8 protein-coding genes and 7 tRNA genes are annotated in these 14,313 nt (G+C 44.6%); 14 read left to right on the top strand and 1 reads right to left on the bottom strand.

Translation table 11 applies throughout. From position 1 onward, the window contains the following. The first annotated feature begins 24 nt into the window (after nt 1-24). The 12 genes from HC026_RS10325 to rpoC all read left to right on the top strand — a co-directional run bounded on the left by HC026_RS10325 (nt 25) and on the right by rpoC (nt 12,256). Nucleotides 25-97 (top strand) — tRNA-Lys (locus tag HC026_RS10325). 17 nt (nt 98-114) lie between these two features. Continuing rightward, nucleotides 115-196: transfer RNA gene (locus tag HC026_RS10320), tRNA-Leu, on the top strand. Between the two features lie 27 nt (nt 197-223). Next, nucleotides 224-296 (top strand) — tRNA-Thr (locus tag HC026_RS10315). A gap of 4 nt (nt 297-300) precedes the next feature. Next, nucleotides 301-372: transfer RNA gene (locus tag HC026_RS10310), tRNA-Gly, on the top strand. A 16-nt stretch (nt 373-388) separates the two neighbouring features. Beyond that, a tRNA-Leu gene (locus HC026_RS10305) sits at nt 389-474 on the top strand. A 22-nt stretch (nt 475-496) separates the two neighbouring features. Then, nucleotides 497-570: transfer RNA gene (locus HC026_RS10300), tRNA-Arg, on the top strand. Between the two features lie 24 nt (nt 571-594). After that, nucleotides 595-668, top strand: a tRNA-Pro gene (locus tag HC026_RS10295). A gap of 350 nt (nt 669-1,018) precedes the next feature. Continuing rightward, nucleotides 1,019-1,486, top strand: coding sequence for a CtsR family transcriptional regulator (locus HC026_RS10290; RefSeq protein WP_168925865.1), 468 nt, complete (start codon nt 1,019-1,021; stop codon nt 1,484-1,486). A gap of 17 nt (nt 1,487-1,503) precedes the next feature. Beyond that, nucleotides 1,504-3,990: an ATP-dependent Clp protease ATP-binding subunit gene (locus HC026_RS10285; RefSeq protein ID WP_168925864.1), complete on the top strand. Its 2,487-nt coding sequence runs from the start codon at nt 1,504-1,506 to the stop codon at nt 3,988-3,990. A 162-nt stretch (nt 3,991-4,152) separates the two neighbouring features. Further along, a complete protein-coding gene (locus HC026_RS10280; protein WP_168925863.1) occupies nt 4,153-4,752 on the top strand; it encodes a TetR/AcrR family transcriptional regulator in 600 nt (199 codons plus the stop codon). Nucleotides 4,753-4,980: 228 nt separating this feature from the next. Further along, entirely contained in the window at nt 4,981-8,592 is a 3,612-nt protein-coding gene (gene rpoB, locus HC026_RS10275) for a DNA-directed RNA polymerase subunit beta (RefSeq protein ID WP_168925862.1), read from the top strand. 19 nt (nt 8,593-8,611) lie between these two features. After that, nucleotides 8,612-12,256 carry a DNA-directed RNA polymerase subunit beta' gene (gene rpoC, locus HC026_RS10270; RefSeq protein WP_168925861.1) on the top strand — a complete coding sequence of 1,215 codons (3,645 nt, stop codon included), beginning with the start codon at nt 8,612-8,614 and terminating at the stop codon, nt 12,254-12,256. Between the two features lie 93 nt (nt 12,257-12,349). Here the strand turns inward: rpoC and HC026_RS10265 are convergent, their stop codons facing one another. Continuing rightward, a complete protein-coding gene (locus HC026_RS10265; RefSeq protein WP_168925860.1) occupies nt 12,350-13,018 on the bottom strand; it encodes a prepilin peptidase in 669 nt (222 codons plus the stop codon). A 277-nt stretch (nt 13,019-13,295) separates the two neighbouring features. Here HC026_RS10265 and rpsL point away from each other — a divergent pair, with 277 nt between their 5' ends. Both rpsL and rpsG read left to right on the top strand, forming a co-directional pair. Continuing rightward, on the top strand, nt 13,296-13,709 hold the full coding sequence (gene rpsL, locus HC026_RS10260) for a 30S ribosomal protein S12 (protein WP_098823978.1): 414 nt from the start codon (nt 13,296-13,298) through the stop codon (nt 13,707-13,709). 39 nt (nt 13,710-13,748) lie between these two features. Beyond that, nucleotides 13,749-14,219 carry a 30S ribosomal protein S7 gene (gene rpsG / locus HC026_RS10255; RefSeq protein ID WP_054653921.1) on the top strand — a complete coding sequence of 157 codons (471 nt, stop codon included), beginning with the start codon at nt 13,749-13,751 and terminating at the stop codon, nt 14,217-14,219. Nucleotides 14,220-14,313: the final 94 nt, after the last annotated feature.

Raw genomic sequence — 14,313 nt, 5'->3', positions numbered from 1 at the left:
GGTTCGAGCCCTGTATCCTCCATTGAGCCGTTAGCTCAGTTGGTAGAGCATCTGACTTTTAATCAGAGGGTCGACAGTTCGAGACTGTCACGGCTCATTAACCAGTATCACCATGCGGGTGTGGCGGAACTGGCAGACGCGCTAGATTTAGGTTCTAGTGTCTTACGACGTGGGGGTTCGAGTCCCTTCACCCGCATTTAACTTAATAAGCATTATCACTTTCGCCGACTTAGCTCAGTTGGCAGAGCATCTCACTAGTAATGAGGAGGTCGGAGGTTCGAATCCTCTAGTCGGCATTGTGCGGAAGTAGTTCAGTGGTAGAACATCACCTTGCCATGGTGGGGGTCGCGGGTTCGAATCCCGTCTTCCGCTTTTTGCGTTTATTCTTGCCGGGGTGGCGGAATTGGCAGACGCACAGGACTTAAAATCCTGCGGTCAGTGATGACCGTACCGGTTCGATCCCGGTCCTCGGCATTTTTCAATTTAATAATATTTTGCACCCATAGCGCAACTGGATAGAGTGTCTGACTACGAATCAGAAGGTTGTAGGTTCGACTCCTACTGGGTGCATTTTTGTTGTTTTAAGACAACAAACGGGAAGTAGCTCAGCTTGGTAGAGCACTACGTTCGGGACGTAGGGGTCGCAGGTTCAAATCCTGTTTTCCCGATTATCGACCGAGCGGACTCAAGGTTATCAGAGATGATGACCTTTTTTTGTGCGTTCATTTTTCTGTAATCACCTCGGGGAAGCTCCAGTCCAACCTATACGAATTGAAGCTTTATCGGGAGTTTTGTTGACGAATGCTTTATAATAGAGATGTACAATTAATAATCAGAAATATTGGTTGTCTGCGGTTAATTTGCTTATTATAGGTAGAAACTTTCTCGATTCGAGTGAATTTGAGATTTTGGACGATAAATTAAAGTATAAACCTTTGCTTTTTCACCAAACATTCGTATAATGAAAGTCAACATTAGTCAAACATGATTGCTAAGTTGGTGAATGGAGGGGAGCAGCGTGCAAAATCAGAATATTTCCGATATTATCGAACAATATCTCAAAGAAATTTTGTCGGATACAGAGCACGTGGAGATTCGCCGATCTGAAGTTGCGAATTTATTCAATGTGGTACCGTCACAAATCAACTATGTGATTAAAACCCGTTTTACTTTATCCAACGGTTACTTAGTGGAGAGTAAGCGTGGTGGTGGCGGTTATATTCGAATCGAGAAGGTTAACTTATTAGATGATACCGATGTTTTAGATTCTTTAATTGAAACCATTGGTGATTCGATTGGACAACGTGATGGTTATGCCGTTGTTCAGGGACTTTATGAAAGTGGTGTGATTGGCCGCAGAGAAGCCAACATTATTTTAACCATTATCAGTAAGGACACCCTGCAGATGGAAAACCGTGTAGAAGAGAACGGCTTGAGGGCGCGTATTTTAGTTAGTATTTTGAAACACCTACGCTATGAGAGCTAAGAAAGTGAGGAATTGATATGGATAATCTATTTACCCCCAGTGCAAAGAGCGTCTTGGCATTAGCCCAAGAGCAGGCGAAGTACTTCAAGCACCAAGCTGTTGGCACAGAGCACTTACTTTTAGCACTCACAATTGAAAAGAATGGGATTGCAAACAAGGTGTTGCAACAATTCTCCATTAGTGAAGATGACGTCCGTGAAGAAATCGAACGTTTTACTGGTTATGGCACTTTAAACAACGTTGATAAGGATACTTACCTGCCATATTCACCAAAGGCAAAGGACATGTTGTCTGTTGCTGGTGAAGAAGCTAAGCGGATTGGTGCTACTAAGATTGGCACTGAGCATATTTTGCTCGCCTTACTCAGTGATGAAACAATTCTTTCCTCACGAATTTTGATGAATTTAAATATTGATCTCGCCCAAGCTCGCAAAGTTATTTTGCGTAAGTTGGGTGTGACTGAAACGCAAGACAAGCGACGCAATCAACGTGGTCGTAAGCAACAGGGCGGCACACCAACATTGGATTCATTGGCCCGTGATTTAACTCAGTTGGCACGTGACGACCGGATGGACCCAACGGTTGGCCGGAATAATGAAGTTCGTCGGGTGATTCAAATTTTGAGTCGTCGGACAAAGAACAACCCAGTTTTGATTGGTGAACCCGGTGTTGGTAAAACAGCCATTGCGGAAGGTTTAGCCCAACGAATCGTTAAGGGCGACGTTCCCGAAGATATGCAAAACAAGCGTTTGATGGCTTTGGATATGGGTTCTTTAGTTGCCGGTACCAAGTATCGTGGTGAATTCGAGGACCGTCTGAAGAAGGTCATCGAAGAAATTTATAACGATGGTGAGGTTATTCTCTTCATCGATGAATTGCATACCTTGATCGGTGCTGGTGGTGCTGAAGGCGCCATTGATGCCTCAAACATCTTGAAGCCAGCATTAGCTCGTGGTGAGCTCCAAACGATTGGTGCCACGACACTTGACGAGTACCAGAAGTACATCGAATCAGACGCAGCTCTTGAACGGCGGTTTGCTACGGTTCAAGTGGATGAACCAACTGAAGAAGAGACTGTTGAAATCTTGAAGGGCTTACGTCCTCGTTATGAGGAACATCACCACGCTAATATTAGCGATGATGCTTTGGAACAAGCGGTTAAGCTTTCAACTCGTTACATCACGGACCGTTACTTGCCAGATAAGGCTATTGATCTGATGGATGAGGCGGCCGCCAAAGTTCGAATCAGTCAGATGGACAAGCCTAACAACCAGACGAAGCAGGAAGCTAAATTATCAGATTTGTCTGATCAACGTGAAGCTGCCATCCTTGACCAGCGCTTTGAAGAGGCTGCCAAGATTCGTGAGCAGGAGATTGCTTTGAAAGATAAGCTGGACAAGAAGGCTGAAAAACAAGCTGAATCCGGTGAAAAGTACTCGCTGAACGTGACTGGCGAAGATGTCGCCGAAGTTGTTTCAGAATGGACTGGGGTGCCAACAACTCAACTTAACCGGACGGAACAAGAACGGTTAGTTAACCTGGAAGGCATTCTCCACAAACGGGTGGTTGGTCAAGAAGAAGCTGTTTCCGCAGTTTCTCGAGCCATTCGACGGGCGCGTTCCGGATTGAAGGATCCAAACAGACCAATTGGTTCGTTTATGTTCTTGGGACCTACTGGTGTTGGTAAGACTGAACTTGCTAAGGCGTTGGCTGAAGCAATGTTTGGTTCTGAAGACAACATGATCCGGGTTGACATGAGTGAATACATGGAGAAGTACTCAACCAGTCGTCTGATTGGCTCTGCACCAGGTTACGTCGGTTACGATGAAGGTGGCCAATTAACCGAAAAAGTTCGTCAGAAACCGTATTCAGTTGTGCTGTTTGACGAAGTTGAAAAGGCTCATCCAGATGTCTTCAACCTGTTATTGCAAGTCCTTGATGATGGTTACTTGACGGATTCAAAGGGACGCAAGGTTGATTTCCGGAACACGATTCTCATCATGACTTCCAACTTGGGTGCTACCAGATTACGGGATGAAAAGACCGTTGGCTTCGGTGCTGAAGATAAGTCTGGTGATTACACGGCAATGGCTGACACCATCCGTGAAACCTTGAAACAGAGCTTCCGGCCAGAATTCTTGAACCGAATTGATGAAGTTGTCATTTTCCACAGCCTTCAAAAGAAGGAACTTCACCAAATCGTTAAGTTGATGGCTAAGACGGTCGTTGACCGGGTGAAGGCTCAAGGGATTAACATCAAGGTGACACCAGCTGCCATTGACGTGATTGCTGATGCTGGATTTGACCCTGAATATGGTGCTCGGCCAATTCGGCGAGCACTGCAAACCAAGGTTGAAGATCGCTTAAGCGAAGCAATGTTATCAGGTGATATTAAGGCTGGTAACATGGTCACCTTGGGTGCGACCCGCGGTAAGATCACGGTAAACGTTAAACAACCAGAGAAGGCTGAAGTTAAGACTAACGAAACTGTTGGTAGCAAGTAAGCCATTTAAAACGCAATTAAGCAGTTTGAGCGGTCACCACTAGGTGGCTGGTCAGGCTGCTTTTATTTTAATTCTGAATGAGTCTGATTACCGTAAAATAAAGTTTCGTGGTAAACTGGTAATCAGATTAGACACGGTAAACTAGAAGGGGTAGTAGTTGATTTGAAACGAGAAGCGCAATTAGAAAAGACGCATAAAGCAATTTTAGACGCGGCCCGTACGCTGTTTTTGTCCCGCGGTTATCAGGGAACATCCACTCGTGATATCGCAAAAGCAGTTGGTATCACACAGCCTGCTCTGTATCACCACTTTGCCGATAAAGAAGTCATTTACTTGCAGGTTATTCAAACTGTTGGCGGTGAAATCAAGGATGCAATCGATGCCATTAATCAAAAGGGGACTGCCATCCTTCCCGAAGAGCGATTGGTCAGGATCACTCAAGTGCTGACTGATAAGCATCCGCGAGATATTTTTACGGTGATTCATTCTAGCTTTGCTGACCTGAAGCGAGAAAATATGGGTCAACTGGGAATGATTTTTCAAACGGACTATGTCACCCCGATTGAAAACTACTTTGAGAGTGAAGACGTGCAGTTGAGACAAAATATTCAACCGAAGCAAGCTGCTGAGTTCTACATCACGAGTCTAAGTCCACTATTTAGTCGGTTTCATCAAATTGGCGGTGTCAGTCTGACTCAAAGGGAACATATTCGGCTTCTGCTAGATTTAATTTTACACGGCTTGGTTTCTGACAAGTCATAATCGTTTGACAACTTAGTCAGTAGCAGGTATACTACTTGCAGTATGTAACTGTGAACTGAAATGAGTCGTTGCGATATATTGTCCGTAGCGGCTCTCATAAAAACCAAAAGTAAGAATTGATTTCTTATTTTTGGATTTTTTTTGCCAAAAAACCGGTGGGAATGCGTTTTCATTGAAAATGTAATCAAACTGTAATATTTGGGTCAGTTCGCTGAATAAAATGGAGAGGTGAACAACTTGGCAGGACACTTGGTTAAATATGGCAAGCACCGGACCCGACGAAGCTACGCACGGATTAAGGAAGTTTTGGATCTTCCTAACTTGATTGAGATCCAAAAGAATTCGTACCAATGGTTTCTAGATGAAGGCCTGAAGGATATGTTCGATGACATTATGCCCATCGAAGACTTCCAGGGAAATCTTTCATTAGAGTTCGTTGATTACCAGTTACTGGAACCAAAATATACCGTTGATGAAGCAAGAGAGCACGATGCCAACTTCTCGGCACCATTACACGTCACTTTACGGTTAACCAATCATGAGACTGGTGAAATTAAATCCCAAGATGTTTTCTTCGGCGATTTTCCACTAATGACTGAACAAGGGACGTTTATTATTAACGGTGCTGAACGGGTTATCGTTTCTCAATTAGTTCGTTCCCCTGGTGTTTATTACAATAAAGATACTGACAAGAACGGCCGTACGATTTACGGTGCCACTGTCATTCCTAACCGGGGTGCATGGCTGGAATTTGAAACCGATGCTAAGGGCTTATCTTACGTTCGGATCGACCGGACTCGTAAGATTCCAATGACCGAATTAGTTCGGGCTTTAGGCTTCGGTTCAGATGACGAAATCATCAAGATGTATGGTGATAACGACAGCTTAATGTCAACCTTGGAAAAGGATGTTCACAAAAACAGCGACGATTCTCGTGTTGAAGAAGCCTTAAAGGACATCTATGAACGTCTACGTCCAGGTGAACCTAAGACTGCTGATTCTTCACGGAGTCTGTTGACCGCTCGTTTCTTTGATCCAAAGCGTTACGATATGGCTCCCGTTGGCCGTTACAAGACAAACAAGAAGCTGGTCTTAAAGAACCGGTTACTTGGTTTGACTTTGGCTGAAACCTTAGCTGATCCAGATACTGGTGAAGTTTTGGCTTCAAAAGGCGACGTCATTGACAAGGATCGTTTGAAGACCTTAACACCATACCTTGACCGCGACGACTTTAAGACGGTAACTTACACGCCTTCAGACGAAGCGGTTGTCACTGAGCCAGTTATCCTCCAGACCATCATGGTGCAATCCCCAGATGATCCAGAGCGGGCAATTCCAGTGATTGGTAATGGTCACATTGATTTGAAGTGGAAACACATTAAGCCAGCTGATATTTTAGCTGCCGTTAACTACTTCTTTGATCTTCAAGAAGGCATTGGCGACACCGATGATATTGATCACTTGGGTAACCGTCGTATTCGTTCTGTGGGTGAATTGCTGCAGAACCAATTCCGAATTGGTTTATCACGGATGGAACGGGTGGTTCGCGAACGGATGTCAATCCAGGATGCTTCCACTGTTACACCACAGCAATTGATCAACATTCGGCCAGTTGTCGCATCGATTAAAGAATTCTTCGGTTCATCACAACTGTCTCAATTCATGGACCAAACCAATCCACTGGGTGAATTAACGCATAAGCGTCGTCTTTCAGCCCTTGGACCTGGTGGTTTGACTCGTGATCGTGCCGGTTATGAAGTTCGTGACGTTCACTATACTCATTATGGTCGGATGTGCCCAATTGAAACGCCTGAAGGTCCTAACATTGGTTTGATCAACAGTCTTTCCAGTTATGCACGGATCAACAAGTATGGCTTTATCGAAACACCATACCGTCGTGTTTCATGGACAACTCACAAGGTTACCGACAAGATCGATTACCTGACTGCCGATGAAGAAGATAATTACGTTGTTGCACAAGCTAACTCACCATTGAAGGATGACGGTTCATTCGTTAACGATGTGGTTATGGCCCGTGCAAAATCAGAAAACATTGAAACCAGTATCAATAACGTCGATTACATGGACGTTTCGCCTAAGCAAGTTGTGTCGGTCGCTACGGCCTGCATTCCTTTCTTGGAAAACGATGACTCTAACCGTGCGTTGATGGGTGCCAACATGATGCGTCAGGCCGTTCCTTTGCTTGATCCTCACGCCCCATTGATCGGTACTGGTATCGAATATAAAGCTGCCCATGATTCCGGTGTTGCCTTACTTTGCAAACAACCAGGGACAGTTGAATACGTTGATGCCCGTGAAATTCGTGTTCGTCGCGAAGACGGTGCATTAGACTCTTACAAGTTAATGAAGTTCCAACGTTCTAACGGTGGTAAGAACTACAACCAACGTCCAATCGTTAAAGTCGGCGACAAAGTTGACCCAGACGAAGTATTGGCTGACGGACCATCAATGGAAGATGGCGAATTGGCATTAGGCCAAAACCCATTAGTTGCCTTCATGACTTGGCAAGGTTACAACTTCGAAGATGCCATCGCGATCAGCGAACGGTTAGTGACTGAAGATGTGTACACTTCAATTCATATTGAAGAGTATGAATCAGAAGCACGTGATACGAAGCTTGGACCTGAAGAAATCACCCGTGAAATTCCTAACGTTGGGGAAGATGCACTTAAAAACCTTGACGAAGAAGGAATTATCCGGATTGGTGCTGAAGTTCATGATGGTGACATCTTAGTTGGTAAGGTTACCCCTAAAGGTGTGACTGAATTATCAGCTGAGGAACGCTTGCTCCACGCAATCTTTGGTGAAAAGGCCCGTGAAGTTCGTGATACTTCACTTAAGGTACCTCATGGTGGCGGCGGTATCATTCAAAACGTTCGGATCTTCACTCGTGAAAACGGTGATGAATTATCTCCAGGCGTTAACATGATGGTTCGTGTCTACATCGCCCAAAAGCGTAAGCTGCAGGTTGGTGACAAGATGTCCGGTCGTCATGGTAACAAGGGTACTGTTTCCGTTGTTATCCCTCAAGAAGATATGCCGTATATGCCAGATGGTACCCCAATCGATATCATGCTGAGTCCAATGGGTGTGCCTTCTCGTATGAACATCGGGCAAGTGCTCGAATTGCATTTAGGGATGGCTGCTCGTAACCTTGGCATTCACATTTCAACGCCTGTCTTTGATGGTGCCCGTGATGAAGATATCTGGGACGCTGTTAAGGAAGCTGGTATGGCTGATGACGCTAAGTCAGTTGTTTATGATGGTCGTACCGGTGAACCATTTGACAAACGAATTGCCGTTGGGGTTATGCACTACATGAAACTGGCCCACATGGTTGACGATAAGATTCATGCTCGTTCAATCGGACCTTACTCATTAGTTACCCAACAACCCCTTGGTGGGAAAGCACAATTCGGTGGCCAACGGTTTGGTGAAATGGAAGTTTGGGCACTCGAAGCTTATGGTGCTGCTTACACACTGCAAGAAATCTTGACTTACAAGTCAGATGACGTTGTTGGTCGTGTAAAGACTTACGAAGCCATTGTTAAGGGCGAACCAATTCCTAAGCCAGGTGTTCCTGAATCCTTCCGTGTGTTGGTTAAGGAATTACAATCACTGGGTCTGGACATGAAAGTTTTAGGCTCTGATGACAAAGAAATTGAACTGCGCGATATGGATGACGAAGATGACGACGTTGTGAACGTTGACGCTTTGAGCAAGTACGCACAGCAACAAGAAGAACAAAAGAAGGCAACTGAGGCTAAAGAAGCTCAGACTGCTAACAAAGATGAAGCTGACACTAACGCTAAGGATTAATTAAAGGGAGGTCGATCCATTGGTCGATGTCAATAAGTTCGAAAGCATGCAAATTGGACTTGCATCGCCTGACAAGATTCGGAGCTGGTCATATGGCGAAGTTAAGAAGCCAGAAACCATCAACTACCGAACTCTAAAGCCAGAAAAAGACGGACTATTCGATGAACGTATCTTTGGCCCAACCAAAGATTGGGAATGTGCTTGTGGTAAGTACAAGCGGATTCGTTACAAGGGTGTTGTTTGTGACCGTTGTGGTGTTGAAGTTACCCGTTCTAAGGTTCGTCGTGAACGTATGGGACATATTGAATTAGCTGCTCCAGTGACTCACATCTGGTACTTCAAGGGTATCCCAAGCCGGATGGGTCTTGTACTGGACATGAGCCCACGCTCACTTGAAGAAGTCATTTACTTTGCTTCATACGTTGTGCTTGAACCAGGCAACACACCACTTGAAAAGAAGCAATTGCTTTCTGAACGTGAATACCGTGATAAGAAAGCTGAGTATGGTAATGGATTCACTGCCGAAATGGGTGCTGAAGCCATTAAGAAATTACTCCGCGATGTTGATTTAACTAAAGAAGTGGCTGAATTAAAGGAAGCTTTGAAGGAAGCTACTGGTCAAAAGCGGACGCGTGCCGTTCGTCGTTTGGACATTTTGGAAGCCTTCGTTACATCTGGTAACAAGCCGGAGTGGATGGTCATGGATACTATTCCAGTAATTCCACCTGACTTACGGCCAATGGTTCAATTGGAAGGTGGCCGTTTTGCCACTTCTGATTTGAACGATTTGTACCGTCGAGTTATCAACCGTAACAACCGTCTCAAGCGTTTGTTAGACCTTCATGCACCTGGTATCATCGTTCAAAACGAAAAGCGGATGCTTCAAGAAGCCGTTGATGCTTTGATCGATAACGGTCGTCGTGGACGTCCAGTTGCTGGTCCTGGTAACCGTCCATTGAAGTCTCTTTCACACATGCTGAAAGGGAAGCAAGGTCGGTTCCGTCAAAACTTACTGGGTAAGCGTGTTGACTACTCAGGCCGTTCTGTTATTGATGTGGGTCCTTCATTACGGATGAACCAAATGGGTCTGCCAGTGCCAATGGCAATGGAACTCTTCAAACCGTTCATCATGAAGGAATTAGTTAGCCGTGGGTTAGCTTCCAACATTAAGAACGCCAAGCGTAAGATTGATCGTGAAGATGAAGATGTTTACAGTGTTCTGGAAGACGTTATCAAAGAACACCCAGTTCTCCTGAACCGGGCACCTACACTTCACCGTTTGGGTATTCAAGCCTTCGAACCAGTGCTGGTAAGTGGTAAGTCAATGCGGTTACACCCATTGGCCTGTGAAGCTTATAACGCCGATTTTGATGGTGACCAAATGGCTATTCACGTGCCATTATCTGATGAAGCCCAAGCTGAAGCACGTTTGCTGATGCTTGCTGCTCACCATATTCTTGCACCTAAGGATGGGAAGCCAGTTGTTACGCCTTCTCAAGATATGGTTATCGGTAACTACTACTTGACTTTGGAAGAAGCCGGTCGTGAAGGCGAAGGCATGATCTTTAAAGATACTGACGAAGCGGTACTTGCATACCGTAACGGGTTAGTTCACTGGCACTCACGTGTTGGTATTCAAACTTCATCTTTGAAGGGTAAGCCATTTACTGACGAACAAAAGGGTAAGATTCTGGTTACCAGTGTTGGGAAGTTAATTTTCAACGGTATTTTGCCACAATCATTCCCATACTTGAATGAACCAACGGATACCAACTTGAACGGTTACGTACCAGATCAGTACTTCTTGGATAAGGGTGAAGATATTCATGATTATCTGAAGGATGCTGAAGTGGTTAAGCCATTCAATAAAGGTTTCCTGAGTGACATTATTGCTGAAGTTTACAAGCAGTATAAGGTGACTGAAACGTCACTGCTGCTTGACCGGATGAAGGACTTAGGTTACGACGAATCAACTCAATCTGGCTTGACTGTCGGAATCGTTGACGTGACTGAAGTTCCTGATAAGCCTCAAATCATTGAAGACGCCCACAAACAAGTGGCAACGATCACCAAACAGTTCCGTCGTGGTTTGATTACCGACCACGAACGTTACGAACGGGTTATTGGTGTTTGGAACGATGCTAAGGATAGCTTACAAGATAAGCTGATCCATAACTTCGATCCTCAAAACCCAATCTTCATGATGAGTGATTCTGGTGCTCGTGGTAACATTTCTAACTTTACGCAACTTGCCGGGATGCGTGGCTTGATGGCCGCTCCTAACGGTGAAATCATGGAATTGCCTATTACCGCAAACTTCCGTGAAGGCCTCTCTGTTTTGGAAATGTTTATTTCTACCCATGGTGCCCGTAAAGGGATGACCGATACTGCCTTGAAGACTGCCAACTCAGGTTACTTGACCCGTCGTTTGGTTGATGTTGCTCAAGACGTTATCGTTCGTGAAGAGGACTGTGGAACTGATCGTGGTTTGACAATCAGCGCTATCAAGAATGGTAACGAAATGATTGAACCACTATACGACCGGATTCTTGGCCGTTACACCATGAAGACCGTTAATGATCCTAAGACTGGTGAAATCATCATCGGCGCCAACAAGATGATTGATGAAACCATTGCTCAACGGATCATTGATGCCGGCATCGAAACAGTTACTATTCGTTCCGTCTTCACTTGCAACACCTCTCATGGGGTTTGCGAACGTTGCTACGGCCGTAACATGGCTACTGGTGACCAAGTTGAAGTTGGTGAAGCAGTTGGTACTGTTGCCGCTCAATCTATCGGTGAACCTGGTACTCAATTAACTATGCGTAACTTCCATACCGGTGGTGTTGCCGGAAACGAAGATATTACCCAAGGGCTTCCTCGTGTTCAAGAAATCTTTGAATCTCGGAACCCTAAAGGTAAAGCTGAGATTACAGAAGTTACTGGTACAGTTGAATCCATCGAAGAAAACCCAGCAGAACGGACTAAGGAAATTACCATTAAAGGTGAAGCCGATACAAGAAGTTACACACTTCCAATTACGGCTCAACTGAAGGTGTCTGAAGGCGACTTCATTCACCGTGGTGCAGCTCTGAACGAAGGGTCAGTTGATCCTAAGGAACTGATTCGTGTCCGCGACGTGCTTTCCACTGAAAACTATTTGCTGAGTGAAGTTCAAAAGACTTACCGGATGCAAGGTGTGGCTGTCTTAGACAAGCACGTTGAGATCATGGTTCGTCAGATGCTTCGTAAGGTTCGTATCATGGATCCAGGTGACACTGATGTCTTGCCTGGTACCCTGATGGATATCGATGATTTCCGTGATCATAACTACAAGACGTTAGTTGCCGGTGGCACACCAGCTACTGCTCGTCCAGTTATCCTTGGTATTACTAAGGCTGCCCTTGAAACGAACAGTTTCTTGTCAGCTGCGTCATTCCAGGAAACGACTCGAGTATTGACTGATGCTGCTATCCGCGGTAAGAACGATCCATTGGTCGGACTTAAAGAGAACGTTATTATTGGTAAGATCATTCCAGCTGGTACTGGGATGCCTGATTACCGTAAGATCAAGCCAAAGGAAGTCGGCGGATCTTCAACTGACGGTGTCTACTCAATTAATGAGTTAGAACGCCGGATGAAGGAAGAAGAAGCTAAGTAATTTGGTCGGTTTCAAAAAGTCCCATTCCGTTATTATCGGAATGGGACTTTTTGTGTCAGAGAGTTCAAATCTAACTGATTCGGTATTTTGTCATCAGATAAAGAAGAGAACTACCAGGTATCCTGCGGCAATGAAAGGTACAAAAGGTAGTCGACACAGTTTAAGTACTTTACTGCCAATCAGCGCCAGGACGCTACTTAATAGAAGTAACCAGGCGAATGGTATCGGACCAAACAGAATCAGTAAACATAAAAAGACATCCAGGTCACCATTGCCGATCCAAGCAAAATGTGGCTGCCAAATTTGTGGCACAATCCATCCAACAATTATGATAAAAATAATTGCATGGTGTGGTTTGAAAAGGGCGTATACTGTGACAGCGAAAAGCATTAAGAGGTAACCATGCCACGCTGGAAATTCAAAGTGACGGCTGTCATTTAGTGCCATGAAGAAAAGTAAACCACCAATGACGACGTAACAGAATCGCAGGAGGGTTGGTTGCCAACTAACCAGTAAACAGCCGAAATAGATTTCAGAGTATAATGTCTCTTTTGAAATTTTGAAGCCGCACCACCGGCAACGACCACGTAGAACTAGATATGAAACAACTGGGACTAAATCAAACCAGGAAATAGTTTCGGAACAACTGTCGCACCGTGAGCGAGCTGGATAAAAAATACTGCCACCAAGTTGCAGCCTAGAATAAGAAGCAAACAGGAACGAACCAATAATCAACCCAATTATCAATTGAATCAGTAACATATGATCACCTCAAAATTAATTACGAATTTTGCAGTGGTAATATTTTTAGAGAATCAAGCTAGTTTTTACGGATGTTTTATACTTTGCGTTGACATTAAACGACGAAGCGTGGTATTCTTTTAAAGGTGCTTTTTGTAGACCGGTTTCTGCTTTGCAGACATGCTGACGGAAAACATGGCACGATAAAGGATCAACATCCGCTTTTATTTTTGCCCAAAAATGAATCACCTGGATGTGTGGACTTAAAATAACTAGACTAAGGAAGGAGGACTCTTAGATGCCTACAATCAACCAATTGGTTCGTAAAGGTCGTAAATCTAGAAGTTCTAAATCAAATGCCCCAGCTTTAAACTACGGGTATAACAGTTTCAAGAAGAAGCAAGTGAACAACCCAGCACCACAAAAGCGTGGCGTTGCAACACGTGTTGGTACAATGACTCCAAAGAAGCCTAACTCAGCTTTGCGGAAGTACGCTCGTGTTCGTTTGTCTAACTTAATCGAAGTGACAGCATACATTCCTGGTATCGGTCATAACCTTCAGGAACATAGTGTTGTTTTAATTCGTGGTGGCCGTGTTAAGGATTTACCTGGTGTACGTTATCACGTCATCCGTGGTGCTTTGGATACTGCCGGTGTTGAAGATCGTCGTCAATCACGTTCTAAATACGGTACTAAGAAGCCTAAGGAATAAAAACCTAAACACTAAGTTCCAACAAGGAGGATATAAGTAATGCCAAGAAAAGGAAACGTTCAAAAACGTGAAGTCCTTCCTGATCCAATCTACAACTCAAAGATGGTTACTCGTCTGATTAACCACTTGATGTTAGATGGTAAGCGAGGCACTGCATCACAAATTTTGTATGGTGCATTTGATTTAATTAAGAAAGAAACTAACAACGACCCCGTTGAAGTATTCGACGAAGCTATGAAGAATGTTATGCCGGTCTTGGAAGTTAAGGCTCGCCGTGTTGGTGGTTCTAACTACCAAGTTCCGATCGAAGTTCGTCCAGAACGTCGGTCAACATTAGGTCTTCGTTGGATCGTTAACTATTCTCGTTCTCGTGGCGAACACACGATGACTGAACGGTTAGCTCGCGAAATTATGGATGCTGCTAACAACACTGGTGCATCTGTTAAGAAGCGTGAAGATACGCATAAGATGGCCGATGCCAACCGTGCATTTGCTCACTACCGTTGGTAATTTGCAAATGGTTTGCTGTCAGCACCACTATGGTGGGCTACGCGCAAGCTAGCTAAATGTTGATAGTGAAAATTGTTGGGATGGCTATGATTAA

The sequence above is a fragment of the Secundilactobacillus angelensis genome, assembly GCF_012641075.1.
In the GTDB taxonomy this organism is placed as follows: domain Bacteria; phylum Bacillota; class Bacilli; order Lactobacillales; family Lactobacillaceae; genus Secundilactobacillus; species Secundilactobacillus angelensis.
Note: the sequence above shows the minus strand (reverse complement) of the source record. Positions and strands in the feature narration are given on the sequence as shown.

Coding starts and splice junctions, on each gene's coding strand:
- rpsL (WP_098823978.1), top strand. CDS start 13,296: ATGCCTACAATCAACCAATTGGTTCGTAAAGGTCGTAAATCTAGAAGT.
- rpsG (WP_054653921.1), top strand. CDS start 13,749: ATGCCAAGAAAAGGAAACGTTCAAAAACGTGAAGTCCTTCCTGATCCA.
- HC026_RS10265 (WP_168925860.1), bottom strand. CDS start 13,018: ATGTTACTGATTCAATTGATAATTGGGTTGATTATTGGTTCGTTCCTG.
- HC026_RS10285 (WP_168925864.1), top strand. CDS start 1,504: ATGGATAATCTATTTACCCCCAGTGCAAAGAGCGTCTTGGCATTAGCC.